Source organism: Oribacterium asaccharolyticum ACB7 (assembly GCF_000238075.1).
GTDB classification, from domain to species: domain Bacteria; phylum Bacillota; class Clostridia; order Lachnospirales; family Lachnospiraceae; genus Oribacterium; species Oribacterium asaccharolyticum.
In genome coordinates, this window is the sequence record NZ_JH414504.1 from 845,867 (window position 1) to 870,225 (window position 24,359).

The 24,359-nt window shown below is 45.2% G+C and carries 25 protein-coding genes; all 25 read right to left on the reverse strand.

The annotated features are described in order from the left end of the window. Positions 1–3: 3 nt before the first annotated feature. The 25 genes from HMPREF9624_RS03810 to HMPREF9624_RS03930 all read right to left on the reverse strand — a co-directional run bounded on the left by HMPREF9624_RS03810 (position 4) and on the right by HMPREF9624_RS03930 (position 24,347). Entirely contained in the window at positions 4–1,776 is a 1,773-nt protein-coding gene (locus HMPREF9624_RS03810) for an ABC transporter ATP-binding protein (RefSeq protein WP_242822616.1), read from the reverse strand. A 194-nt stretch (positions 1,777–1,970) separates the two neighbouring features. Beyond that, positions 1,971–2,372 carry an ATP synthase F1 subunit epsilon gene (atpC, locus tag HMPREF9624_RS03815; RefSeq protein WP_009536610.1) on the reverse strand — a complete coding sequence of 134 codons (402 nt, stop codon included), beginning with the start codon at positions 2,370–2,372 and terminating at the stop codon, positions 1,971–1,973. A 12-nt stretch (positions 2,373–2,384) separates the two neighbouring features. Beyond that, on the reverse strand, positions 2,385–3,779 hold the full coding sequence (gene atpD / locus HMPREF9624_RS03820; protein ID WP_009428085.1) for a F0F1 ATP synthase subunit beta: 1,395 nt from the start codon (positions 3,777–3,779) through the stop codon (positions 2,385–2,387). A 20-nt stretch (positions 3,780–3,799) separates the two neighbouring features. Then, positions 3,800–4,660, reverse strand: coding sequence for an ATP synthase F1 subunit gamma (atpG, locus tag HMPREF9624_RS03825; RefSeq protein WP_009536611.1), 861 nt, complete (start codon positions 4,658–4,660; stop codon positions 3,800–3,802). A 24-nt stretch (positions 4,661–4,684) separates the two neighbouring features. Then, complete coding sequence (gene atpA / locus HMPREF9624_RS03830) at positions 4,685–6,205, reverse strand: F0F1 ATP synthase subunit alpha (protein ID WP_009428816.1); 1,521 nt, start codon at positions 6,203–6,205, stop codon at positions 4,685–4,687. A 16-nt stretch (positions 6,206–6,221) separates the two neighbouring features. Then, positions 6,222–6,761 (reverse strand): ATP synthase F1 subunit delta, encoded by a 540-nt coding sequence (atpH, locus tag HMPREF9624_RS03835; protein ID WP_009428431.1) that lies wholly within the window; start codon positions 6,759–6,761, stop codon positions 6,222–6,224. Beyond that, positions 6,758–7,261 carry a F0F1 ATP synthase subunit B gene (gene atpF / locus HMPREF9624_RS03840; protein ID WP_009536612.1) on the reverse strand — a complete coding sequence of 168 codons (504 nt, stop codon included), beginning with the start codon at positions 7,259–7,261 and terminating at the stop codon, positions 6,758–6,760. Before atpF ends, atpH begins: the two co-directional genes overlap by 4 nt. 41 nt (positions 7,262–7,302) lie before the next feature. Next, positions 7,303–7,584: an ATP synthase F0 subunit C gene (gene atpE / locus HMPREF9624_RS03845; RefSeq protein WP_009428481.1), complete on the reverse strand. Its 282-nt coding sequence runs from the start codon at positions 7,582–7,584 to the stop codon at positions 7,303–7,305. A 140-nt stretch (positions 7,585–7,724) separates the two neighbouring features. Further along, positions 7,725–8,486 (reverse strand): F0F1 ATP synthase subunit A, encoded by a 762-nt coding sequence (locus tag HMPREF9624_RS03850; RefSeq protein WP_009427860.1) that lies wholly within the window; start codon positions 8,484–8,486, stop codon positions 7,725–7,727. A gap of 3 nt (positions 8,487–8,489) precedes the next feature. Further along, positions 8,490–8,924, reverse strand: coding sequence for a hypothetical protein (locus HMPREF9624_RS03855; RefSeq protein ID WP_009536613.1), 435 nt, complete (start codon positions 8,922–8,924; stop codon positions 8,490–8,492). 57 nt (positions 8,925–8,981) lie between these two features. After that, positions 8,982–9,248, reverse strand: coding sequence for an AtpZ/AtpI family protein (locus HMPREF9624_RS03860; RefSeq protein ID WP_009428781.1), 267 nt, complete (start codon positions 9,246–9,248; stop codon positions 8,982–8,984). 321 nt (positions 9,249–9,569) lie between these two features. Then, the gene (locus HMPREF9624_RS03865) at positions 9,570–10,448 is read right to left on the reverse strand and encodes an RnfABCDGE type electron transport complex subunit B (protein ID WP_009536614.1); all 879 of its coding nucleotides are present in this window, start codon (positions 10,446–10,448) and stop codon (positions 9,570–9,572) included. Positions 10,449–10,457: 9 nt separating this feature from the next. Continuing rightward, positions 10,458–11,072 carry an electron transport complex protein RnfA gene (locus HMPREF9624_RS03870; protein WP_009429842.1) on the reverse strand — a complete coding sequence of 205 codons (615 nt, stop codon included), beginning with the start codon at positions 11,070–11,072 and terminating at the stop codon, positions 10,458–10,460. Continuing rightward, positions 11,069–11,848, reverse strand: a complete 780-nt coding sequence (gene rsxE / locus HMPREF9624_RS03875) for an electron transport complex subunit RsxE (protein WP_009536615.1) — start codon at positions 11,846–11,848, stop codon at positions 11,069–11,071. The genes HMPREF9624_RS03870 and rsxE overlap by 4 nt, the downstream gene beginning before the upstream one ends. Before the next feature lie 11 nt (positions 11,849–11,859). Then, the gene (locus HMPREF9624_RS03880; protein WP_009429197.1) at positions 11,860–12,468 is read right to left on the reverse strand and encodes an RnfABCDGE type electron transport complex subunit G; all 609 of its coding nucleotides are present in this window, start codon (positions 12,466–12,468) and stop codon (positions 11,860–11,862) included. A 1-nt stretch (position 12,469) separates the two neighbouring features. After that, on the reverse strand, positions 12,470–13,408 hold the full coding sequence (locus HMPREF9624_RS03885) for an RnfABCDGE type electron transport complex subunit D (RefSeq protein WP_009536616.1): 939 nt from the start codon (positions 13,406–13,408) through the stop codon (positions 12,470–12,472). 3 nt (positions 13,409–13,411) lie between these two features. After that, positions 13,412–14,797, reverse strand: coding sequence for an electron transport complex subunit RsxC (gene rsxC / locus HMPREF9624_RS03890; protein WP_009536617.1), 1,386 nt, complete (start codon positions 14,795–14,797; stop codon positions 13,412–13,414). A gap of 94 nt (positions 14,798–14,891) precedes the next feature. Then, positions 14,892–15,728, reverse strand: a complete 837-nt coding sequence (locus tag HMPREF9624_RS03895; RefSeq protein WP_009536618.1) for a bifunctional 5,10-methylenetetrahydrofolate dehydrogenase/5,10-methenyltetrahydrofolate cyclohydrolase — start codon at positions 15,726–15,728, stop codon at positions 14,892–14,894. A gap of 19 nt (positions 15,729–15,747) precedes the next feature. Then, complete coding sequence (locus tag HMPREF9624_RS03900; protein WP_009536619.1) at positions 15,748–16,422, reverse strand: cyclodeaminase/cyclohydrolase family protein; 675 nt, start codon at positions 16,420–16,422, stop codon at positions 15,748–15,750. A 23-nt stretch (positions 16,423–16,445) separates the two neighbouring features. After that, positions 16,446–19,127, reverse strand: a complete 2,682-nt coding sequence (locus HMPREF9624_RS03905; RefSeq protein ID WP_009536620.1) for a YfhO family protein — start codon at positions 19,125–19,127, stop codon at positions 16,446–16,448. A gap of 100 nt (positions 19,128–19,227) precedes the next feature. Beyond that, complete coding sequence (locus HMPREF9624_RS03910; RefSeq protein WP_009429708.1) at positions 19,228–19,632, reverse strand: GtrA family protein; 405 nt, start codon at positions 19,630–19,632, stop codon at positions 19,228–19,230. 141 nt (positions 19,633–19,773) lie between these two features. Further along, on the reverse strand, positions 19,774–20,271 hold the full coding sequence (locus HMPREF9624_RS03915; RefSeq protein ID WP_009429054.1) for a CarD family transcriptional regulator: 498 nt from the start codon (positions 20,269–20,271) through the stop codon (positions 19,774–19,776). A 283-nt stretch (positions 20,272–20,554) separates the two neighbouring features. Then, positions 20,555–21,034, reverse strand: a complete 480-nt coding sequence (gene rlmH, locus HMPREF9624_RS03920) for a 23S rRNA (pseudouridine(1915)-N(3))-methyltransferase RlmH (protein ID WP_009536621.1) — start codon at positions 21,032–21,034, stop codon at positions 20,555–20,557. A gap of 1 nt (position 21,035) precedes the next feature. Further along, positions 21,036–21,611, reverse strand: a complete 576-nt coding sequence (locus HMPREF9624_RS03925; protein ID WP_009536622.1) for a hypothetical protein — start codon at positions 21,609–21,611, stop codon at positions 21,036–21,038. A gap of 33 nt (positions 21,612–21,644) precedes the next feature. Further along, positions 21,645–24,347 (reverse strand): valine--tRNA ligase, encoded by a 2,703-nt coding sequence (locus tag HMPREF9624_RS03930; protein ID WP_009536623.1) that lies wholly within the window; start codon positions 24,345–24,347, stop codon positions 21,645–21,647. Positions 24,348–24,359 lie beyond the last annotated feature (12 nt).

Sequence of the window (24,359 nt, forward strand, 5' to 3'; positions counted from 1 at the left end):
TTCTTATTCCGCCTCCACATGATACAAGGCATAGAAATAGCCCTTTTTCTCCAATAGCTCCGTAAAGTTCCCTTCTTCCTCGACTTTTCCGTTCTTTAATACGCATATTCTATCCACACGGCTTAAAATCCGGCTATCTAGATCATGGAGAACCAGAATTTCCGTTGTATTTTCAATGTTTAGCAAGGTATCCAAGACCAGATAACTATTTTCCTTGTCCAAAGACGCGGTGATTTCGTCCGCAAGTAAAATGGGAGTTTTTCGCAGCAAGCTTCGCGCAATACTGATTCTCTGCCTCTCTCCGCCGGACAAGGCTGCCCCGTTTTCTCCACATAGATAGTCTAAGCCCTTTTCCTTTACGAGATTCCGAAGTCCTGCCCGCTCTATCACGGACTGCAGCTCCTCTTCCCGGTAAGTCTGAAAAAGGCTAATATTCTCTCGAATCGTGCCGTCAAAGATAAAGACCTCCTGCTGAATGTAGGAGATTTCCTTGAAAAGCCTGTCTTCTCCCAAATCCATAGTGTCCTGCCCGCCAACGCGTATTGTCCCGGACTGTGCTCTTTCCATGCTCATAAGGATTTTCAAAATGGTGGACTTTCCGCTTCCGGAAGTCCCGAGAAGAACCACCTTCTCTCCTTCTTTTACCCGCAAGTTTAACTCTTTCAGAACTTCTTTTCCCTCCGAATAGGAGAAGCAAATCTGATTAAAGAGAATCTCTCCGCGAAGGGAAGGCAGTGCTTCCGCCATCCCTGATTGCTCTTCTATAGCAATTTTATCCTCTATTCTGTCCTTATGCTCGGTTATGCTTTGATGCTCGATGAATTCCTGTTTCTCTAGGGCCTTATTGTTCCCCACAACATTTTGTAACTCTTCCTCCCTCTTTATTGTATCCCAAAACTTATCCGTAAGCCTGTACGCGGCCTTCGCTTCCGTAAGCATGGAAGGAAGAGAACTTAAAGGATCAATCAGATAATGAATCAGCTGTGAGAAGGCAATGACCGTTCCGATGGAAATGCTATGCCTGGTAAAGGCGATATAAGCAGATAGAAAGAGGATGGAAAGCCTTGTGACATAACCGGAAATGGCCGCAAAGTAATTTACCTTTTCGACGCACCTTTCCCGTTTCAACATCGTCTCTTCCGTTTTTTCGTTTACCGCGCCATGCAATTTTGAAAAGATGGCTTCCACCTTATAGCTTTTGATAATTGTAAAACCGATGGAAAAGTCTTTTAAAAAAGCAAGATACTCCGCATTCTTCGTCGATAAACGTTCCTCCAGCTCTCCCATATTTTTTCCGGAATACAGCGCCGCAAAAAAAGGAATGAGAGAAAGAACGCAGGACATGCAGGCCAAAAAGACATTGTAACGAAGCATCACGATAATCGCGCCGATACCACAGAAAATAATCTGCGTGATAATCGGAATCTGATCCAGAAACTGCTCTTTTATCTTCATGAGGTCATTACTTAATGCGGAAAGATACACTGAACTGTTCGAAGCATAAAAATCCGCAACCTTCTTTTTCAATAAATAATCGCAGGCAAAGTTCCGGTACTGTAAGACCGCCCTGGTACTGAATTTTGTTCTAAAAAAATACGTCGCCACGGCGGAAAAGAACTCCATCAAAAAAATACCGGCAGTAAGAAGAATAATTCCCTTTAAAGAATATTCCCTACTTCCCGATAAGTAATCAATCAGAATCTGAAAAAGCTGCGGTACCGAAAGAATCGCCAAAGATAAAACACTGGTTCCAAGCACCGCCATAAACAAATTCAAGCTATTATTTCTAAAAAAATTCCGGCTCAGCGGATTGCATTTGAACATCACAGAAGCTACCTTTCGTTGTTCTACAATTTCAGCATTAACACGCTTCTAGTCTATCACACTATGGAGAATTACACAAAAAAACTGTGAGGTAGAAATCCTTCTGCACAATTTCGTGAATCAATCTTACCTCACAGTTCTTTATTTTATTTCTCTGCTGTTTGTAAACGAATCAAAGCTCTATAAAGCTTAGCCTGTGCACGAACCCTCGCTTCTTCGGATTTCTCCTCCTCGATGCGCTTTTCGGCTTTTGCTTTAGCACGCTGTGCACGCTCCACATCGATTTCATCACTCCACTCGAAGGTGGTCGGAATCAATCTGCAGTGGTTGTCCATCATGGAAAGCATACCGCCGATGCAGGCGCCCTTTTTCTCGGTACCGTCCGGAAGAATGACCTTGGCCGTTCCCATCCCCACTGCGGTGCAGTAGTTAATGTGGTGTGCCATAATAGCCAAATCTCCGGTGATACTGCGAAGGCTCAGTCTCTCCACTTCTCCCTTGAACTTTTCTCCGTCCATAGAAACAATCTCTAACGGGAACATTGCCATAAGCGTCCCTCCTTACTGTTTCTTTGCTTTTTCAAAGACTTCTTCAATCGTTCCTACCAAGAGGAATGCAGACTCGGGAAGCTCATCACATTCTCCGTCCAGAATCATCTTAAAGCCGCGAATGGTTTCCTTCAAAGGAACATACTTTCCTTCGAGTCCTGTAAACTGCTCCGCTACGGAGAAGCTCTGAGACAGGAAGTTCTGGATCTTTCTCGCACGGTAAACGGTGATCTTATCCTCTTCGGAAAGCTCATCCATACCCATGATGGCGATGATGTCCTGTAATTCCTTATAACGCTGTAAAACCTGCTGTACGCCTCTTGCTACCTGATAGTGCTCTTCTCCGACAACTTCCGGAGTAAGAATACGGCTGGTGGAATCCAAAGGATCTACTGCAGGGTAAATACCCTTACTTGCGATATCTCTGGAAAGTACGGTCGTCGCATCCAGGTGCGTAAAGGTTGTTGCGGGAGCCGGGTCTGTTAAGTCATCCGCAGGCACATAAACCGCCTGAACGGAAGTGATGGACCCCTGCTTTGTGGAAGTGATACGCTCCTGTAAGGCACCCATGTCGGTTGCAAGAGTCGGCTGATATCCTACGGCAGAAGGCATTCTTCCGAGAAGTGCGGAAACTTCCGATCCTGCCTGGGTAAAACGGAAGATATTGTCAATGAAGAGCAATACGTCCTGATGCTTCACATCACGGAAATACTCTGCCATAGTGAGACCGGAAAGTCCGACTCTCATTCTTGCTCCTGGCGGCTCATTCATCTGTCCGTAAACTAAGGCTGTCTTATCCAAAACGCCGCTTTCCTTCATCTCGCCGTAAAGGTCGTTACCCTCACGGGTACGCTCTCCTACACCGGTAAATACGGAAATACCGCCGTGTGCTGTTGCGACATTGTGAATTAACTCCATGATTAACACGGTTTTTCCTACACCCGCACCGCCGAAGAGACCGATCTTACCACCCTTTGCATAGGGGCAAATGAGGTCTACAACCTTGATTCCTGTCTCCAGGATTTCCGTTGCGGGAGTCTGCTCTTCAAAGGAAGGAGCCGGACGATGAATCGCCCATCTTTCCTCTGTCTCGGGAGCCGGCTTCTCATCCACAGGCTCACCCAAGATATTAAAAATTCGTCCTAAGCAGCCGTCTCCGACAGGTACCGTAATGGGGCTTCCCGTATCGACTGCTTCTGTTCCTCGTACAAGGCCATCCGTTGAGCTCATGGCAACGCAGCGAACCGTATCATCCCCCAACTGTTGTGCTACCTCACAAATCAGCTCTTTTCCGTCGAGCTGAATGGAAATGGCATTTAAGAGGGCTGGCAGTTCGCCTTCCTGGAAACGAATATCCAGAACGGCACCCATGACCTGTATGACCTTTCCTACATGTTTCTCTGTCATGTATTTCTCCTTTAGCTATCCTATAACTCTTCCGCACCGGCAACAATTTCCGTAATTTCCTGGGTAATGCTTGCCTGTCTGGCTCTGTTATAGAACAGACTCAATTTATCAATCATCTCTCCGGCATTGTCCGTAGCCGCTTCCATTGCAGTTCTTCTTGCCGCAAGCTCGCTGGCAACAGAAGTGCAAACACCGCTAAAGACGAGTCCGGCAAGATACTCCGGCACTATCGCATTAAAAACATCCTCTCCACTCGGTTCATAAAGAATCAAGTTTCGGATTGCCTTCGCCTCTTCTTCACTCTCCTCTTTCAGGGCTGAAAGGGGCAGGAGGGAAAGGCTTCCTACCTTCTGGCTCATCATGGAAATAAAGTCTGTATATAAAAGAACAATATGTCCGAATTCCCCTTCACGGTAGGCTTTACAGAGTTCTTTTCCTATGGCATAGGCATCGGAGACATTTAAATCTCCTACCAAACTATAGTTTTCATTCACAATGCTGTAGTGTTTCTGTCTTCCATACTCAAGGGCTTTCTTTCCTAAGGGAAATAAAGAAAAATCCTTTCCCTTTACCTCTTCCTCCAAGGCACGGAAGAGGTTTGCATTGTAGCCTCCCGCCATACCGCGGTCTCCGGCAATCAGCACATAGCACCATTTTTCCGATGTATTACTCTTCACATAGGGAGAGGAAAAATCGGTGTTGCCATTTGCGATTTCCGACAAGGTTTTCTTCAAGGTCTGAAAGTAAGGCTTCGTATTCTCAGCCTTCTCCTTCGCTCTTCTTAATTTGGAAGAAGCTACGAGTTCCATCGCCTTGGTAATCTGCATTGTGTTCTGAATGCTTTTAATACGGAGTTTCACGGACTTCATATTTGCAGCCATGTTTTTCTCCTTTTATCTCTACTTCTACAGTCTCTTTAAAAATTCCTCTGTAAAACGCTCCAAGGAAGAATTTAACTTCTTCTCCGTATCCTCTTCCAACTTTCCGGTACTTACAATAGCCTGCATAGCATTAACAGCCTCTGCATCGGAGTCAAGGAAGTGATACAGCTCTTCTTCGTACTTCTTGATATCCTTTACTTCCACCTTGCTTAAAATACCGTGTACTACGGCGTAGAGGATAGCTACCTGCTTTTCTACAGGAACGGGATCACCCTTGCCCTGCTTCAATACTTCCACGATACGTTCACCTTGTGCCAGTCTTTGCTTGGTATCCTGATCCAGGTCGGATCCAAACTGGGCGAAAGACTGCAGCTCTCTATATTGTGAATAAACGAGCTTCAAGGTACCGGCAACCTTCTTCATGGCCTTAATCTGCGCATTTCCTCCTACACGGGATACGGAGATACCGGGGTTAACCGCCGGCATGATTCCGCTGTGGAAAAGCTCGGTCTCGAGGAAGATCTGTCCGTCTGTAATGGAAATAACGTTAGTCGGGATATACGCCGATACGTCACCTGCCTGTGTCTCAATAATCGGGAGTGCCGTAAGAGATCCTCCGCCAAGTTCCGGAGACAGCTTTGCCGCTCTCTCAAGCAGTCTGGAGTGTAAGTAGAATACATCTCCGGGGTAAGCTTCTCTTCCTGGCGGTCTTCTGATCAGAAGGGAAATTGCACGATAAGCCACAGCATGCTTACTTAAATCATCATAGATGATCAGGACATGCTTACCCTGATTCATAAAATACTCACCCATAGCGCAGCCTGCATACGGTGCAATATACTGCAGGGGGCTGGGCTCGGATGCGGTAGCCGCAACAACGATGGAATAATCCATAGCGCCGGCATCCTTCAATTCATTCACAAGAGCGGTAACTGTAGATCTCTTCTGTCCAATAGCGACATAGATACAGATTACATCCTTCCCCTTCTGGTTGATAATGGTATCAATAGCAATGGTTGTCTTACCGGTCTGTCTGTCGCCGATAATCAACTCTCTTTGTCCTCTTCCAATAGGAATCATGGAGTCAATGGCCTTGATTCCCGTCTGCAAAGGCTCTTTAACCGGCTGTCTTTTAATGATGCCGGGTGCGGGACTTTCAACAGCACGGAACTCCGTACTCTCAATGGGTCCTGCTCCATCGATAGGCTGTCCGATTGCGTTGACAACTCTGCCAATCATCGAGTCTCCTACCGGTACGGAAACAACTCTTCCTGTACGCTTTACGCTCTGCCCTTCTTTGATTCCTACATCGGATCCAAAGAGCACAGCAGAAACACTGGTTTCTTCCAAGTTCTGAGCCATACCGAATGTACCGTCACTAAATTCCAGAAGCTCACCCGCCATACAGTTTGTAAGGCCGGAAACTCTGGCGATACCGTCACCAACCGTAAGAACGGTGCCGGTTTCATTTTGTACGATAGCATTTTGGTAATATTTTATCTGGCTTCGAATGACCTCGGATATTTTTTCTGGTTTTAATTCCATTCTATGCCCATCCTTTTTACAAGACTACTTCATTTACATTTTTCCGTATCTCTTTTAATCTGCCGGAAACGGTACCGTCTAAGGTTTTTCCGTCAACTTCCACCTTAAGACCTCCCAAAACTTCAGGATCAATCTTCTCCGACAGGATAATCTTTTTCTGACAAAGCTTTTCGAGTTTGCTAACCAAATTCTCTTTTTGCTCTTCGCTTAAGGCCACAGCACTTACCACAAGAGCATCGGTAATTCCCTCATCCTCTTGATATCGCTTTTTGTATGTTTTGTAGCACTCGGAATAGCTCCTGAGTAAGCCCTTTTCCAATAAAACCTTTAAAAAGTTTAAAAGATAAGGCTGCAGTTCTTCCGAAAAAGCCTGATCCAAAAGAGAGAGTCTTTCCTTCTTAGGAATAGACGGCTCCAGCAAAAGACGAATATAATCGGGGTTTTCCTGAAAAAGAGCCTTTACGAGCTCCATTTCCTCCAAAACTTCCTTCGTAATCTTCTCTTCCTTTGCTAAGTCATAAAAGCTCTTCCCATACAAAGCGGACGACTGATTCATGATGCCTCCTCTACATTTTGTAAGAATTCATCAATTAAAGCCTTATGCTCATCTTCATGGATTTCCTTCTCCACGACTTTGCCGGCAATGTCCATAGCGAGACTTCCGATTTCGTCCTTCACTTCATTCAAAGCTTTCTTTCTTTCCAGACGAATATCCGCTTCCGCTTTTGCCTTGATAGAGCTTACTTCAGCCTGTGCCTCTTTAATCATTTCCTCCGCACGGATGCCTGCATCCTTCTTTGCGTCTTCAATAATACGGCTAGCCTCACCTCTGGCATCGGACATGCTGCTCTCATATTCCGCCTTTACGGCTTCCGCATCTTCCTTTGCTTTCTTTGCCTCTTGAATATTCTGATCCGCAAGCTTCTGTCTCTTCTGTAAAACCTCATTGATTGGCTTAAAGAGGAAGCGTTTAATCAGGTATGCTTGAATAAAAAGGTTCAAAATCTGGGCAATGAAGGTCCACGGTATGATGGTTACCAACTGTTGCGATTCCATCCTTTTTCTCCTTTCTATCTTCTTTTAGGAAAATAATCCTATTATGCCAGGAAGTTCATGAACATTCCGGGTGCAACGAAGATTAAAAGAAGACCGGTAACGAAACCGTAGATACCTGTGGTCTCTGCGATAGCACAACCGAGGAGCATGGTGGAAGTAACGTCACTCTTGCACTCCGGCTGTCTTCCGATTGCTTCCAGAGCCTTTGCTACGGCGTTACCTTCTCCGATACCGGGTCCGATACCGGCGATCAGTGCTGCTCCTGCACCGATTCCACAACCTGCTAATGCGATACCTTTTGCCAAAAATTGAAAATCACTCATTGTTTTCCTCCTAGAAATTCATTTCCTATACTAAACAGGCTCTCTTTTGTCCTGTTTATTTTAAAATAAGCTCTTTACTTCTGCTAACTTTAGCCTTTTGCTATATTTTGCCTTCCGGCATATTTCGCCTTCTGCTGCATCTAGCCTTCCGCCGCATTGGCGATATACATAATCGTGAGCATTGTAAAGATAAATGCCTGCATGGCTCCGGAGAACCAGTCAAAATAAAAGGATAAGATTGCCGGTAAACCTACACTCAAAATGGGAATATTGGATAAGAATGCTCCAACAGCTCCCGGAATCAATCCCAGTAACGCGGATGACGCAAGCGCAAGCGCGGCATAAATCAATCCGTTGATAACAATGCCGGATAAAATATTTCCAAAATGACGACACGCCATACTAATGGGGGTAGCAATCTCCGAAAGGATATTGAAGGGTGTCATAATGAAAATCGGGGTAGTAAAGCCCTTTAAGTAGCCTAAGAATCCTCCTGCTTTGATTTTGTTCGCCGTAATCATGGTGAATACGACAACAGCCCAGGCCGCTTCAGTCGACAAATCCGCCGTGGGGCTTCGTAAGCCTGTTAAGCTGATTAAGTTGGAAACAATACTTGTTCCGAAGAGTGCCGCCACAAAAGGAATCATCTTATCAAAGCGATTGCCTCCCGTATTGGTTCGAACAAGATTGTTCGCACTTTCCACAATCAACTCGGCTATGGCCTGCCTCTTACCGATATTTTCCACCTTCAGATTTCTTGTCAGGAAAATACAAAGACCGGTAATGATGAGCATAACCACCCAGCTGACGACTAGGGTTTCCGAAAGCAAAATGTCCCCTAAAATAGGAATTCCCGTAGGAATTTTTAAGAATATCTTTGCACCGGAAATATCAAAATTCATACTCTAGTTTTCACCTCCTTGTTTTTGATTTTTTCCCTTTTTCCATTCCAGAACTCCCCTTATACGAAGAATCCCGCCCGGAAAAAGTAGAGGAACAATACCTGCCACAGCCTGAAAACAAGGTGCCACAACGGCAAGAATAATCCATCCAAGCTGTAACATGGTACGATTTCGGTAAGAAAGCCGCATCCTCTGATAGGCCTCTTCCTGATTTTCTACACTAAGAACACCCTGTACCGTAACCCCCATAAGAAAAAAATTCGTTACGGCAACGGCTGTCCCCAGCAGACCGGATAAAATCACTCGATAATCAAAAGCCACTTTTTCCGGTAAAAAGCGGTGAAGAACGAAAATGCATATCCACATCACAATAGTCGCAATGCTACTTTGTACGGCTATCTGCACGGTTTCCTTCTTCACGGTTTCCTGAACCCTCATTTTTCTTCCTTTCCATCAGTAAGAGACTTTCGCAATCAACGGAACAGACTATCTTTCTTAAGACTTGTGCTCGTTAAATGCCTTATCCTTACTTCTCTTTTCTTCCTCTTCCTTTTTGCAAACGGAAAGGTAGACTTTATACGCCGTTACACATGAACCACCCAAGCCAAAGAAAAAAGCGGGGATGTATATCCAATAGCCCAGAGAAAAAACTTCCCTTAGGCGATATACCAAAAATAGGCAAAGTAAAAGTGGCATGATAAGGGACAAGCCAAGCTGTGTCAGAATCGACAGATTCTTTAACGCCTTAGACCATTCCTTCATGCCACTTCTCCTCCTTGATTTATCCGTATGCTCACTACGGATTTCCCTCAAAATTTATCATCCTTTAAAACGAGGTTCCGTATTTTACACACAGTACTCGCTGTAAATCAAAATGTAAAGATTGATAAAACATTATCTCGCACGATTCTACACTAGCTCTATGGATTATTCAAGAATCTATAGGAAGTTTTAATGTAGAATCTGCGGCTAAATCAGACAAATCCTATTGTCTTCTTTCAGCAACACTTTATTATCGGCAATAATAAATTTTTCAAAAGGGGAAAATATTAAAAAATAGCTTTTCAATCAGAATATTTTTTTTTACACGGAAGCGCTTGCTTCCGCCTTCTTCTCTTCCGCTTGTACCTCCTGTTTCACTTCCGGCTTCTTCACCCTTTTTCCGGTAATGGCGGAAGTCGGACATTTCTGTGCGCAGATACCGCAGTCCGTACACTTCTCGTTCATGACCGCAAGGTTGTCCAACACGTGGATCGCATCAAAGGGACAGTTTTTCTCACAGATTCCGCAAGCAATGCAACCAATGGAGCAGGCATCCTTCACCTGCTTTCCCTTTAAAAGATTCTTACAGGAGACAATGTGCTTTTTCTTATAAGGCACTAAGGCAATCAAGGACTTCGGGCAGGCCTTTACGCAGGCACCGCAGGCAGTACACTTTTCCTTATCCACTACCGCAACGCCGTTAATCACATGAATGGCATCAAAGGCGCAAACCTTGACACAGGAGCCGTAGCCACAGCAGGAGTAAGGACAAGCCTTTTCCGTTCCGCCCGGAACCACCACAAGGTCATTGCAATCGGCAATTCCGCTGTAATGCGCCTGCTGCTTTGCCTTGTCACAGTCTCCCTGACAGTGCACATGTGCGACCTTTTTCACATTATCCACGGAAACAGAACCCGTTCCCATGATAGCGGCTATCTTCTCCGCAACGGGAGCTCCGCCTACCGGACACTGGTTCACGGGAGCTTGTCCCTTCGCAATTGCTTTTGCACAGCCGTCACATCCCGGAAATCCGCAGGCACCGCAGTTACTTCCCGGGAGAGCGGCACGAACCTCCGCCTCTCTCTCATCCACTTCCACTTTAAACTTTTCCGAGGCAACACCTAAAAATAAGCCCAAAATCAATCCGGTTGCTCCCACGAGTCCTGCGGCAACCAGAATCAGAGTAGTCATTAAACTCATAATCCCTCCTTAAATCAATCCGCCGAAGCCGAAGAAAGCAATCGCCATAAGACAGGCAGTAACGAGAACAATAGGAGATCCCTGGAAAGAATGAGGAATCCGATCATTTCCCGCAATAATATTTTCCCGAATCCCCGCCATAAGAAGGAGTGCCAGAGCAAATCCCACCGAAATTCCGAGTCCATAGACAAAGCTTTCCGCCAAATTATAGCCATAGGACACATTGTTTAAGGCTACACCGAGTACGGCACAGTTCGTGGTAATCAAAGGAAGGTATACTCCTAAAGACTCATACAGAGAAGGAATATTCTTCTTTAAAAACATCTCTACAAACTGCACAAGAGCGGCAATCACCAGGATAAATACAATGGTGTTTAAATACTCCAGACCGTCCTTTAAGCCCAAAGCCTGACAAAGCGGGCCGGAAGCCGCGAGGAAAGTCACATAAATTCCATGAGTAATCACGGAAGCAATCACAATAACGAAAATGACCGCTCCTCCCATACCCTTTGAGGATTCCGTCTTCTTGGAAACCCCGAGGAAAGGACAGATCCCTAAGAATTGGGAAAGTACTACGTTGCTCACTAAGGAATACTTAATGGCAATTAAGAGTAAGTCTTTCATACTGTCTCCTCCTTCTCCTTATGATCTACCTTAAGTTCTTCCTTAGCAACTTCAGGCTTTACAGCTGCAGACGCTGCTGCCGCAGTCTTAGCGATAGGCTTGGCCGCCTCCGTCTTACAATCCGAGAAACAGCCCATGCAGTTTCCGCTGCATACAAATTCACTCTGCACTGCGTCTCCATTCGTTGCGGAAGGCAGACGAAGTTTGTTTTGAATGGCGGTCAGCATCGCTAAAACAAGGAAAGCCCCCGGTGCCAAAACAAAGATACTGATATGATACGCTTCCGGAATGATTTGGAAATTGAAAATACTGCCGGAACCGATAAGTTCACGCACGGAACCGATAATCACTAAAGCAAAGGTGAAGCCGAGTCCCATCCCGAGTCCGTCACAGAAGGAAAGCAGCGGTCCGTTAAAGAGTGCATAGGACTCCGCTCTTCCTAAAATGATACAGTTTACCACGATAAGCGGAATGTAGATCCCCAGCGCCTCATATATGGAAGGCACATAGGCCTGAATAAGGAGCTGCACGATGGTTACGAGGGAAGCCACTACTACGATTTCGCCGGGTAATCTCATTCTCTCCGGAATCACCTTTCTTAAGGCGGAAATCACAAGGTTTGAAAACATCAGAACCGCCAGTGTGGAAAGTCCCATTCCGAGACCGTTCATCGCGCTGGTTGTGGTCGCCAAAGTCGGGCACATTCCCAGCATAATGATAAAGGTCGGGTTCTCTTTGAATATTCCGTTTACAATTCTTTCTAAATATTTATTCATACTCCCCCTCCCTACTTTTCCGCATAGTCTTCCACAAATTCCGTAGCGGCATTGACTACATTGGTTACAGCTGTACTGGTAATGGTTGCACCGGAGATGGCATCGATTTCATTTTCTCCTGCTCCGCCACCCTTCTTTACGGAAAGCTTCGTCCCTTTTCCTTTGAACTGCTCATAGAACTCCGGAAGAGTCGCCTTTTGTCCGAGACCCGCAGTCTCCGGAAGCGTTTCCGGGAAAGAAATGCCCGTAACTTTTAAATCGCTGCTCACACCGACTACCACTACAACGGCTCCGCCGTAGCCGGCAGCCTGTCCTTTCAGCACATAGCCTACCGTATTTCCCGACTCGTCCTTTGCAAGGATTGCCTCGGAAAGGCTCGCGTTGCCGTTATCCGCAGCAAGCTTTCCGTCCGCTGTCGCCTTTTCCAGCTTTTCCTTCAAGCTGTCCGCATCATAGTCATGTGCATCGAGTACCACCTTATATGCCGCATTGGTTTTCTCTCTGATTGCTTCCGCGATGGTATCCTTTGTTGCGGCATACACTGCCCCGAGAAGTAAGCCGGAAATGAGAGTAATTGCCGTTAAAACCAGTGCATCTTTGATAAAGGAATCTTTCTTCATCTTATTTACCCTCCCTTCCAAAAGCCTTCGGGATTGTCTTATTATTGATAATCGGGACTACAATGTTGGAGAGAATAATCGCGTAGGATACACCCTCGGCCGATCCGCCGTACAAACGGAAAAGCCCGGTTAAAAGACCGGCAAGAATCGCGAAAATCACCTGTCCCATAGGGGTAATCGGAGAAGTCACATAATCCGTCAGCATAAAAAAGGCACCGAAAATCAGACCTCCGCCGAGAATTTCCGAAAGTAAATACTCGGGACTTGCCCCTCCTTTTCCGAAAAGTAAGGTAAAAAGGGCAACGGTTCCGATATAGAGTAAAGGCATTTTCGGAGAAATCACTCTTCGAATAATCAGGTAAAGTGCACCGATAAGAAGACAAATCTTCGATACTTCTCCGATTGTTCCCGGTATTCTCCCGAGAAACATATTCATTAAATCCGGTGTTGCAGTTGGACTTGCCTTTAAAATCGCAAGCGGTGTTGCGGTAGAAACCGCATCACTTCCCACTGATGTGAAGGTCGTCATTTTCCCTGCAAAGGAAATGAGAAGAAAACAACGTGCCGCAAGAGCAGGGTTCATAAAGTTCGCCCCGAGCCCTCCGTAAAGCTGCTTCACCACAATGATGGCAAAAACGGATCCGACAATTGGAATCCAGAACGGAATATTGGGCGGACAATTCAAAGCGAGAATCATCCCCGTTACCGCGGCAGACCAATCGTTTATCGTTACAGGAAGCTTCATTGCTTTCTGATACACAAGTTCCGTTAAAACAGCTGCCAGCGTTGTGAATACTACAACGAAGAAGGCATGGAAGCCCCATTGCAGACTGCCATAAATCGCCGTGGGAAGCATGGCAATCACCACATCCCGCATGATAGACGAAGAGCTCACATCCTCTCTGATATGGGGACTGGATGAAATTTGTAATAGCTTCATGGTTTACTCTCCCCCCTTCTTTTCCGCTTCCGCTTTCTTCTCGGCTTCTGCTTTCCTATCGGCTTCCGCCTTTCTTGCCAGTTCCGCCTTAATTCTTCTCTTCATTTCTTTAAAGCCCTGCGTGAGAGGCCGCTTTGCGGGACAAACATAGGCACAGCATCCGCACTCGATGCATTCCGTTCCGTATAAAGCTTTAAAGCGGTCAATATCCTTCTGTAAAACCGCTTTCATCATCATAACCGGCATAAGATTTGTAGGACAAGCCGCCGCACATCGTCCGCAGTTAATACAGGGCGTAACGGGCTCTTTAGAAACCTGATCCTCCTTAAATGCCAAAATAGAACTGGAGTTTTTCGTGACCGGTACATCCAAGGTAAATAAGGACATTCCCATCATAGGGCCGCCGGAAATCACCTTTTCCGGATCTTCCGTGAATCCTCCCGCGGCATCAATTAACTGTTGGTAATTGGTTCCCAGCGGAACACGGAAATTCCCGGGACGTACTACCGCGTCTCCCGTAACCGTAAGAATTCTTCTTACGAGAGGCTTTGATTCACAAACCGCCTCGAAAATAGCAATCAGCGTATCCGTATTGTTGACAAGCACCCCGGCATCGGCAGGAAGAATGGAAAAGTTGATTTTTCTCCCTGTAACGGCATAAATTAACTGCCGCTCTCCTCCTTGCGGATAGCGTGTTCTTAAAGAAATCACTTCTATTCTTTCTTCGTTTTTCGTGAGCTCTGTCAAAATCCGGATGGCTTCCGGCTTATTGTCTTCTATACAAATCTTTCCTTTGGCGTTCGGAAAGAGGGAAAGCACGATTTTCAAGCCGCCGATAAGCTTCTCGGGTGTTTCCAGCATATCCCGGTAGTCCGAAGTAAGATATGGCTCACATTCTACGGCATTGGCCAGAAAGAAATCGATTTTCTCCGGGTTCTTCGGACAAAGCTTCACAGAAGTGGGAAATCCCGCTCCGCCTAAGCCTACAATCCCGGCGTCCTTTACAATTTGCACAATTTCTTCTTTGGAGAGCTTGGTATAGTCCCTCTTCTCGCCAAACCCGGGGATTGTCTCATATTCCTGATCATTCTCTACCACGATAGACTCTACCATAGTGCCGCCCACCGTCAGTTTCTTTTCTATACTCTTTACCGTGCCGGAAACAGAAGAGATGACCGGAGCGGAAATAAATCCTGCCGCTTCCGCAATTTTCTGTCCCATCAGTACTCTGTCTCCCTTCCCCACAAGGGCTTTAGCAGGAGCACCGATATGCTGTGACAGGGGGTAGACCATCAGCCCCTCAGGACGCAAATCGACAATGGCCTTATCCATTGCCAATTCTTTTCCATCATAGGGGTGGACACCACCCTTAAAAGTGGAAACACCCATCTTTTTACCTCCCAAAATGAACTCTCAACTATGTCTATAAAAGTATACTATGAAGCCCGGGGAAAGACACTATTCCCCGGGCTTTGCATTGAATTTAGTGCAGTAATTGATACGCCTTCACTACGTGCTTGGCAAGCACCGCTGTAGTAACTGCGCCTAAGCCTCCCGGAACCGGGGTGAGCTTTTCCGCTACCGTTTTCATGGTGTCATAATCCACATCACCGCAAAGATTTCCGTCAGCGTCTACGTTGATCCCCACATCAATCACCGTCGCCCCTTCCTTACTATAGGACGAACCGATTGCCTTGGCTTTTCCGATTGCCACAACCAAAACATCAGCCCGCTTCGCGACTTCTTTGCTATTTTCCGTCTTGGAATGGCAAACGGTTACCGTAGCATCGGCATTCAGCATGAGAACGGATAGCGGTTTTCCCACAACAAGAGAGCGTCCGATAATGCAGACCTCCTTTCCGGAAAGCGGAATCTTATAGTATTTGCAAAGCTCCATCACCGCTTCCGCCGTACAAGGCGCGAAGGCATCCGGATCCTGCAAAAGAAGGCCGGCAAGATTCGAACTTGTCACCCCGTCCACATCCTTCTCCTTTTTCATTACGGAAAGCATTTCCTCCTCGTCAATCTGCGGAGGTAGCGGACGGAAAACCAGGATGCCGTCAATCTCCGGATCCTCATTTAAAAAGCGAAAAACCTCCTGAAACTCCTGATTACTGCAATTTTCTTCCAGATGATAATCCTTTACCTCCAGCCCGAAGTCCTGAAAACGCTTCTTGATTGAGCGCTCATAGGACATGTCCGCCTCCTTTTCTCCCACCCTTAAAACCGCAAGTGTAGGAAGGCAAGCCTCTTTCTGCACAAAACTAAGGCACTCCGACTGTATGGCTTCTACGACTTCTTTTCCTCTCAGTTCTTCCATAATCTTTCTTCCCCTTATCTCAAATTCTTTTCTCAACCTCTCGAACTGTCTGTTCCAACAGCTCGCATTGTTTCAAAGCTTCCTCTACCGCCTCTTCTCTTTCCTTTTTTCTTTCCTCATTCTGCATCAGATTTGTATTGATTTTTACATTCAAGGCGGAACCGCGCATGGCGGTCAGAAAAAGGCCGGCCGCTATTCCCACGTCGGATATCGCAAGCTTTGATCCCTCTTCCGCAAGCTCTTTCAGGCTTTTTGCCGTCTCTGCACAGAGTTTAAGGAGCTGTAAGGGGACATAAGACGCATAGTCCAAACATTCTTCCATCCTCTCCCGATAGATTTCTTTTTCCTCCTCCGTCTCTTTCGGAAGAGCATACGCTTTCGCAAGCGGCATAAAAGCCTCTTCATCTTCTTTCGCAAGGCGAAGGGCTACTGTTCTCCCCTCTTCCCATTCCTGCATACGAATCTTCAGTCTATCTTCATAATGCGCATATTTTTTCTTTCCAAGCGTCAGATTCCCCACCATGAGAGCAAGAGAAAAAGCCAGAGATGCGGAAATAGCCGTCACCCCTCCTCCTGATGGTACCGGATTTTTAGACGAAAGCGCCTCTAAAAACTCCGCTATTGTTTCTTTTCCCGGAGAAGGCCTTTCTCCTGAAATTGATTCCTTCTTTGTTAAGTCCCGGTTCTTATCCATTCTATTTCCTTCCCTTAAATCCCTTACTCTTTCACATCCATCTTTTCCACAAGATGCACTCGTCCCCTTGCATTCGGTAATTTTCCTCTATAGGGGGAAATTCGATTTCCCCTCTTTCTGCTCCTTACGTGCACCGCCTCTTTTTCCGATTCCGTCATCAAGCTATCCGTTTGTTCCGGATGCTCAGTAGACCTGCCTTCCGTCTTTCGTAAGAGATATTGACCTCTATCTCTTTCCCCCTCTGAAAATCCGTTTCTTTTTCTTAAAAAAAGGAAGAGGGCAAAGAGCAGTAAGCCGTTCACACTGAGCAAAAGGCCGAATCGGGAACCCTCTGCCGTAAACTGCATTTCCATTTCATGTTCTCCTTCCCTCACGGGAATTCCCAAAAACGCTCCCATAGATTTCTCAGGCTCTACCGTTTTTCCGTCCACCTTCACTTTCCAACCCGGATCATAGGGTATCGAGGTAAAGAGAATCCCGTCTTCTGCTGCTGTAAGGCGGGCTTTTACGGAACCGTCCTTCCATTTTGTTACTTCCATGGAACGCTTCAAGAGTTTTTCACTCACTCCGGAAAGGACGTCAAAAGAAAAAGAATAAGCAGTAGCATCCATGCTCTCATTTTCAGTCTGGCTCTTTAATTCTACCGTAGCGCCCTCTTCCAGATACCCCAAAGAAAGAAGATATCCCCTATCAACATGGTCAAAGCTCTTTTCTCCATCCGGTAAAATGGCTTTCACTTCCTTTACCTTCTCATTGTTCACATAAACATAGATGTCTCCGCTCTTTTCCACAGTGAAAGTATAAACAGAAGACTCCATTTTACCGAGAATGGGCTCTAAAATATCCTCTCCTTCCAGTGCCTTTGTAATAGAATTTTGTACAAGAGCCGGAGTTCCCGCCTGCAAATCAAACTGACTCAATTCCTCTTTCGTCAGGAAATATCCCAAAGGAAGAGCATATTGATTTTCATACAAGCGATACCCCCCTTCACCGTTCACATAGGAAAGGCCTATTGCCTTACTGTTCTTCGGCTCCTCTTTCACTATCTCATACTTCAGTGCGAGAAGGCTCTTCATAAGAGGAGTTGCGCCATTAATGGAATAAGCATTGGTAGACGCTTCCATACCAAGCTTTGTATACCAATCCGATACAGCTCCATATGCCGTTGAAGAAAATATCGAAGCACTGTTGTAGCGCATAAGCGCACCGTCATCCTTTGTCTTCGCATCCTCCCGCAAAAAGCGATAAAAGCCGTCATCCTCCAGACGCACTTCTTTTACCAGTTTTTCCGTCTCCTTCCGTCCTTCAAGATAGGCATTTCGATCCGTAGTCGGAACGGAGGTCACCGCCATATTTAAGCTGGCCTCTACAAAGCATAGCGCAATTAACAAGAGGGTGAAAATCGAACTGTCCAATCCTTTTTTTTCAAATACAAAAAGTAAAAAGTATAGGAAGAGAAACAAGAGGGTCAGATAAAAAACCGACCAGTGAAAGGCCTCCTCCGTAATCATCTTCTGACAAAGAATCACAAAGGCGGATGTCAAAAACAAAGAGAAGGACAAATCCTTTCTGCTGCTCAACTTTCTTTTTCCATACCACTCCGCTCCCGCAGTAAGCAGAAGGAAAATAAAGAGAAAGCTTTGCCTTGCCGGTAAACTGTTCGGATAATGAAATCCGTGCCAGATAAAATTCAAGGCATTAATGGAAAAACTCAAAAAGAAGAAAAGAACAAAGAAGGAAAAAATACACTTCTTCTTCATTTGAATTGCCGGATTTTTAAAATACAGAGGGAGAATAAAAAGACTCAAGGCTCCGGCATAAATATTCGGCCAATGCTTCAGGCCCTGCTCCGTTTCCACAAAGGGGAAAAGTCTTGCCGCCATATCGATAATCGTAAAATATTGTGTAATCGTCTTCGGGAAAGATATTCCGGAAGACGCGGTAAACCGTAAGGCAAAAATAGCCGGTAAAAGAAAAGCCGCCGCAATGAGAGCCGACAAAATCGAATAAAGAGCAAAATAAAGCAATCTTTTTCCTACGAGCTTTATCTCTTCCGCGCCATAATAGAAAAGTAAGGAAAGAAAATAGAACACCAGGAAAAGACAAATCATGATGCTGATGTAATAATTAGAAAGAATAGACAGGGCAAGCGTTACGGTATAGAGTTCGGGTCTTTCCTTTTCCAGCATATTTTCCAAGCCCAAAAGGATCAAAGGGAAGAGAAAAATACAATCCAGCCACATTACATTCCAAGAATAGGCCGCAATATAACCGGACAAAGCATAGAGCATTCCAAAAAGAGTCGAAAAATAATCGTTTCTCCGAAAATGCTTTCTGAAATAGATTGATGCAGTCATCCCCGAAAGCGCTATTTTCAGTACAATAAGATAGGTAATGTACTCAATAAAGAGTGTCTTCGGGAAGAAAATCACAAAAAAATTCAGAGGGCTGGCAAGATAATACGATAGCAGGGAACTGAAGTTTACGCCCAAACCCAGATTAAAGCTATAGGAAAGAGAGGAAAAGCTTTGTAACTTTGCCTGAAACTCTCTAAGAAACGGAGCATATTGATGGTATAAATCCGTCCGAAGGAAGCTTTCCTTCCCAAACGGAAAAATTCCTTTGATTATAAAAATCATGAGCATCGTAAGCAGCGGCAAAAAAAAGGCTAACCAGTCTTCTTTTCTAACCCACTTTTTTTTCATTTTTTCACCTCTTTGGATAATTTACCTTAATCTGTAAAATTCAATCTGTAATATTGATTGGAATAAGAACGAGATTTCGCGCGTAGTGGACGATACCTGGCTATGAGCGAAAGATAAAAAATTTACTGCCGATATAATTCACGATAAGATTTATGGCTGAGCTTAAAACCCACCCCATTGTGTGTGTAAGCCTGAGTACATCCACCAAAAGGACTAACAGAAAAAAACTCGCGATTCCGGAAGCCACACGCAGACCGAAGAAAGACAAGATCTCTTGAAAAAGCTTTCCCCCCTTCTTTCGAAAGACCATATATTTATTGGCAAAGAAAGCAAACAAAACCGCCGCCACGAAAGCCACTCCATAAGCAAGCTTATAGGAAATCACAGAGGCTACTCCTATTTTCTCGAAAAGAAAATCAAAACCGCCGTAAAAAATATAATTCACCAGCGTAGTCAAAACACCGACCAGGATATACCGTATTCCCTCATCCATATTTTTATGCATCAATCGAACAGTTCCTTTCCTTAAGTACCAGAACAGTATACGAAAAAGGACTCTTCCTGGCAACGGTAGAGTGAAAAAGAAAACGACCATACCGGAATATCCCTGTATGATCGTCGAGATTCATTTCTCAATTTAACTATATTATGATGCGTACGCCTTAATCTTCTCTTCCACTTCCACTCTGGAAATACTCAAGGAAATCGCAAGCTCTTCATACAAAATATCTTCAGCCTGCTCCATGAAATGTAAATCCGAAAGAGTGAGTTTCTTCCCTTGTCTTGCTCTTTCTTCTCTTCGCTCCAATACCGTTTTAATGACCTGCAGCAAGGCATCCGGGGCGCAACTCTTAATCCCTTCCCTACAATTCTCTTCTCTCTGCTTTGGAGTCTTACAAGTCAATGCATGAATGTGCTCAGCAGTATGCAGAAAACTTTCCGCCTGCTCTCTGGTCATCACCGAACGCATATTCGTTCTGCTGGCTTCCACCGGAGCATAAACTGCCCCATCCGGCTTCTTCACTGCCTGCATTACATAATAATCCTTATCCTTGGGAATTCCTTCCAGGTCCAGACGTGTAGTCCCTAAAATCTTATGAACTCCCTTACAGCCATAAACCACATAAGTGCCTGACTGAAACATTTTAACCTCCTTTTCTTTCGATCTCTAGACAGGTATTGTGATGAACGACCATGCTGAAACGAGATACCGCACGCTTTACGAGCGATACTCGTTATGAATAAAAATGCCCTCACAAACTCTGCTTCCTGTTAAACAATACAACCCTATCACGAACAAATATCTGGATAACATTTTAGCATTTCTCCACAAAAAACTCCAGTGCATTTCCCGGAATTCATAATCTTTGTCTAAGTTAAATAAATATTATTTATTCCTGCTATATTTTCTTATGCTTTTTATCCAGTTACTTATGATAAGGCTCTCCTGAATTGATTCTGAAGCCTCTATAGATTTGCTCTAAAAGGATAACGCGCATCAGCTGGTGAGGAAAGGTCATCGGTGAAAAACTGAGAAGATAATCCGCTCTTTTGTAAACTTCTTCACTTGATCCCAGGGAGCCTCCAATCACAAAAGTAATATCGCTTTTCCCTTCCAGGAAGAGCTTCTCCATTTTCTTGGCAAACTCTACGGAATCCAGTTCCTTTCCCTTTATGGCCAGGGCTATCACAAAAGAACGTTCCGGTATTTTTTCCAAAAGACGCCTTCCTTCCCTCTCTAAAACCAATCTGTCTTCAGAAAGACTGCTCCCTTCTTTCGTCTTTTCGTCAGCTACCTCAATCATTTCCAACTTACAATAAGCTAAGAGGCGCTTTCCGTACTCGGAAAGTGCCTCTCTGTAAAATTTTTCTTTGATTTTTCCAACCGAACAAACTCTTACGGTCATATTATGCCCTCTTTCCGGCAAACTTCGGTACCGAAACGGAAACGGAACGCATATCCGCGTGTCCCAGTTCATCGAAATAAACTTGTTGTCCGTCTACCGTAAAGGCATCATATTTTCCGGCAGTTCCCTGCAAAATGCCGCTCGGCCTTCCGCTTTCATCTGTAGTAAAATAGTACGTCTGATTCTTTCCCTTTTCGTCCGGAATAGAGGCCCAGCCCATCAGAACAAGACCGGCATTATCATTGTTTCTTTTCAGATTGTCATACTCTGCAAAGTACCATTTTCCCTCGTCCTGAAACCAGCCTTCCATTGCGTTTCCATTCGCATCAAAAAAGTAAAACCGATGCCCGATTTGAACCCAACGGTCCTTGGCATACTTCCAAGCCTTTTCCTTCGTATCCAGATACAAAAGTTTCCAATGATTTTCACTGTCTTCCCAACTGTACGCCGAGCTTTGCCCGGATTTCACTGCAGAAATCTCTTCCCCGGTCGCTTCCCTTTCTGCGGCAAATATGGCAAAAGAAAAGCAAAACAACAGTGTAAAACTCACCAAAATCAACGTTACAAACTTCTTCATGAAACCTCCCGTCTTAAAAAGGAAGGTTGAAATTCAGGAAAGCATACTCTTTCTTTCTTTAACTTGCTCTAACATGTCTCTGTACTTCTGCGCCTTCTCTTCCTCTTCCTCCACTTTTTCTTTAGGAGCTTTGGCCAGGAAACGCTCGTTTTTCAACATTCCTTCTGCACGTTTTATTTCATTCACAAGGCGAGCTTCTTCCTTCTCCAGTCTCTCTCGCTCTTTTTCAATATCCACAAGATCACTGAAGGGAATAAACAGATTTGCCTTCGGAATGAGAACGGATACGGCATTCTCAGGAATCCCGTCCCGATTCTCCTGTATTATAACATCGGAAGCAAAAGCAAGGGTAGCAAAGAAAACCTTACTATGTTGGAACGTTTTTCTTAACGCTTCGTCCTCGGAAACAAGATAAACCGTAGCTTTTTTGGATGGTGGCACATTCATTTCCGTACGAATATTTCGAATCGCACGAACCGCTTCCTTAATTGCTTCAATCTCTTTCTCTTCGGCACCAAAGTCCAGTGTTTCCGTGTATTTCGGAAAATCGGAAATGATAAGAGGCTTCTCATCTTCTCTGAATAAAGATATCTCCGTATCGTAAATTTCTTCCGTAATGAAGGGACAGAAGGGATGAAGGAGGCTTAAGGAAGTCTTAAGAACTTTCAATAAAGTCCATAATGCAAGGTGTTTGCTTTCTCCCCCCTCATTATAGAGGCGCGGCTTCACCATCTCGATATACCAGTCACAGAACTCCTCCCAGATAAAACTCTGTGTCTTATCCAGGGCGATACCGAGGTCAAAGGATTCCAAATTTCTCGTCACTTCCGCTACAACACCGTTTAGCTTGGAAAGAATCCACTTATCCGCCATCTCAAGATTCTCCGGAACTTTCTCCAAGAGTTCGGAAAGCGTCGGATTTTCAAGAGAAGACAGGGCCGAAAGAGCCTTGCATTCCTCTTCATTACAGTTCATGAAAAGGAAACGGGAAGCGTTCCAAACCTTATTCATAAAGTTACGGCTTGCTTCCACCCTGCTATGATAGAAACGCATATCATTTCCGGGCGCATTCCCGGTAAGCAGCGTCATGCGAAGTGCATCCGCGCCATATTCCGCAATAATTTCCAAAGGATCGATACCGTTTCCGAGAGACTTACTCATCTTTCTACCCTGATCATCCCGCACGAGGCCATGAATCAAAACCTTCTTAAAGGGAACCTTTCCAGTCTGCTCGATTCCGGAGAAAACCATACGAACAACCCAGAAGAAGATAATGTCATATCCGGTAACCAGGACATCAGTCGGATAGAAATAACGATAATCCTCGGTATCTTCCGGCCAGCCCAGTGTTTCAAAGGGCCAAAGCGCACTGGAGAACCAGGTATCCAGGGTATCCTCATCCTGCGTAAAATGCTTTCCTCCGCAATGCGGACAAGTTTCCGGCATCTTCTCACTGACTACCACTTCGCCGCAAGCATCGCAGTAGTAGGCCGGAATACGGTGTCCCCACCAGACCTGTCTGGAAATACACCAGTCCTTGATATTTTCCAACCAGTGGAGGTAGGTCTTTCCATAGTTTTCAGGAATAAACTGTAGCTCTCCGCTCTTTAAAGCTTCAATGGCAGGCTTAGCCATCTCTTCCATCTTTACAAACCACTGCGGTTTCACCATGGGTTCAACGGTCGTCTCACAGCGATCATGGATTCCTACGTTATGCGTATGCGGTACTACCTTCTTTAAAAGCCCGAGTGCCTCAAGATCCGAAACCATGGCTTTTCTTGCCTCATAGCGATCCATGCCGTGATATTTGGAACCCGGTAAATCAATCTTTGCATCATCCGTCAAGATATTCATCACTTTGAGATGATGACGTTCCCCCACAACAAAGTCATTCGGATCATGTGCAGGGGTGATTTTTACACAACCGGTCCCGAACTCCTTATCTACGTACTCATCGCTAATGACGGGAATGGTTCGATCCGTTAAGGGAAGCTGCAACTCTTTACCTACTAAATCCTTATAGCGCTCGTCATCGGGATTTACGGCAACCGCCATATCGCCAAGGAGTGTCTCCGGACGGGTCGTAGCAATCTCCACGAATTTTCCCTCTTCTCCGACAATCGGATAAAGAATATGCCAGAAAGAACCTTCCTTCTCTTCATGCAGTACTTCCGCATCGGAAATAGAGGTTTGGCAAACCGGACACCAGTTAATGATTTTGGCTCCTTTATAAATATAACCCTTCTCATAGAGGTGGATGAAGCTTTGCAGTACGGCATGAGAACATCCCTCATCCATGGTAAAACGGATTCTGTTCCAATCCGGGGAGGAACCGATCTTGTGAAGCTGATCCACGATTCGCTTCTCATACTTTTCCTTCCACTTCCATGCCTCTTTCAAAAAGCCTTCTCTTCCGAGATCATGCTTATCTATGCCTTGTTCCTTCAGCATATTGATAACCTTGACTTCCGTAGAAATCGCCGCATGATCCGTTCCGGGCTGCCAGAGTGCTTCATAGCCCTGCATTCTCTTAAAACGAATCAGGGTATCCTGCAAAGCATTATCTAAAGCATGTCCCATGTGAAGCTGCCCTGTAACGTTGGGAGGCGGCATCATAATGGTAAAGGGTTTCTTCGCCTGATTTACTTTCGCGGAAAAATAATTTCCCTGAAGCCACTTCTCATAGATTCTGTCTTCTACCTCTTCCGGATTATATTGTTTTGCCATTTCTTTCATCTATACTTCCTC

Excerpts from the sequence above, each read along its gene's own strand:
- atpE (WP_009428481.1), bottom strand. The coding sequence starts at position 7,584 with ATGAGTGATTTTCAATTTTTGGCAAAAGGTATCGCATTAGCAGGTTGT.
- HMPREF9624_RS03860 (WP_009428781.1), bottom strand. The coding sequence starts at position 9,248 with ATGAAGGAATGGTCTAAGGCGTTAAAGAATCTGTCGATTCTGACACAG.
- atpA (WP_009428816.1), bottom strand. The coding sequence starts at position 6,205 with ATGGAATTAAAACCAGAAAAAATATCCGAGGTCATTCGAAGCCAGATA.
- HMPREF9624_RS03895 (WP_009536618.1), bottom strand. The coding sequence starts at position 15,728 with ATGGAAGAACTGAGAGGAAAAGAAGTCGTAGAAGCCATACAGTCGGAG.
- atpH (WP_009428431.1), bottom strand. The coding sequence starts at position 6,761 with ATGAATCAGTCGTCCGCTTTGTATGGGAAGAGCTTTTATGACTTAGCA.
- atpC (WP_009536610.1), bottom strand. The coding sequence starts at position 2,372 with ATGGCAATGTTCCCGTTAGAGATTGTTTCTATGGACGGAGAAAAGTTC.
- HMPREF9624_RS03930 (WP_009536623.1), bottom strand. The coding sequence starts at position 24,347 with ATGAAAGAAATGGCAAAACAATATAATCCGGAAGAGGTAGAAGACAGA.
- HMPREF9624_RS03900 (WP_009536619.1), bottom strand. The coding sequence starts at position 16,422 with ATGGATAAGAACCGGGACTTAACAAAGAAGGAATCAATTTCAGGAGAA.
- atpG (WP_009536611.1), bottom strand. The coding sequence starts at position 4,660 with ATGGCTGCAAATATGAAGTCCGTGAAACTCCGTATTAAAAGCATTCAG.
- HMPREF9624_RS03850 (WP_009427860.1), bottom strand. The coding sequence starts at position 8,486 with ATGAATTTTGATATTTCCGGTGCAAAGATATTCTTAAAAATTCCTACG.
- HMPREF9624_RS03865 (WP_009536614.1), bottom strand. The coding sequence starts at position 10,448 with ATGAGTTTAATGACTACTCTGATTCTGGTTGCCGCAGGACTCGTGGGA.
- atpD (WP_009428085.1), bottom strand. The coding sequence starts at position 3,779 with ATGACAGAGAAACATGTAGGAAAGGTCATACAGGTCATGGGTGCCGTT.
- HMPREF9624_RS03855 (WP_009536613.1), bottom strand. The coding sequence starts at position 8,924 with ATGAGGGTTCAGGAAACCGTGAAGAAGGAAACCGTGCAGATAGCCGTA.
- rlmH (WP_009536621.1), bottom strand. The coding sequence starts at position 21,034 with ATGACCGTAAGAGTTTGTTCGGTTGGAAAAATCAAAGAAAAATTTTAC.
- HMPREF9624_RS03885 (WP_009536616.1), bottom strand. The coding sequence starts at position 13,408 with ATGAAGCTATTACAAATTTCATCCAGTCCCCATATCAGAGAGGATGTG.
- rsxE (WP_009536615.1), bottom strand. The coding sequence starts at position 11,848 with ATGAATAAATATTTAGAAAGAATTGTAAACGGAATATTCAAAGAGAAC.
- HMPREF9624_RS03925 (WP_009536622.1), bottom strand. The coding sequence starts at position 21,611 with ATGAAGAAGTTTGTAACGTTGATTTTGGTGAGTTTTACACTGTTGTTT.
- HMPREF9624_RS03915 (WP_009429054.1), bottom strand. The coding sequence starts at position 20,271 with ATGTTTCAGTCAGGCACTTATGTGGTTTATGGCTGTAAGGGAGTTCAT.
- HMPREF9624_RS03905 (WP_009536620.1), bottom strand. The coding sequence starts at position 19,127 with ATGAAAAAAAAGTGGGTTAGAAAAGAAGACTGGTTAGCCTTTTTTTTG.
- rsxC (WP_009536617.1), bottom strand. The coding sequence starts at position 14,797 with ATGGGTGTTTCCACTTTTAAGGGTGGTGTCCACCCCTATGATGGAAAA.
- HMPREF9624_RS03910 (WP_009429708.1), bottom strand. The coding sequence starts at position 19,632 with ATGCATAAAAATATGGATGAGGGAATACGGTATATCCTGGTCGGTGTT.
- atpF (WP_009536612.1), bottom strand. The coding sequence starts at position 7,261 with ATGGAATCGCAACAGTTGGTAACCATCATACCGTGGACCTTCATTGCC.
- HMPREF9624_RS03880 (WP_009429197.1), bottom strand. The coding sequence starts at position 12,468 with ATGAAGAAAGATTCCTTTATCAAAGATGCACTGGTTTTAACGGCAATT.
- HMPREF9624_RS03870 (WP_009429842.1), bottom strand. The coding sequence starts at position 11,072 with ATGAAAGACTTACTCTTAATTGCCATTAAGTATTCCTTAGTGAGCAAC.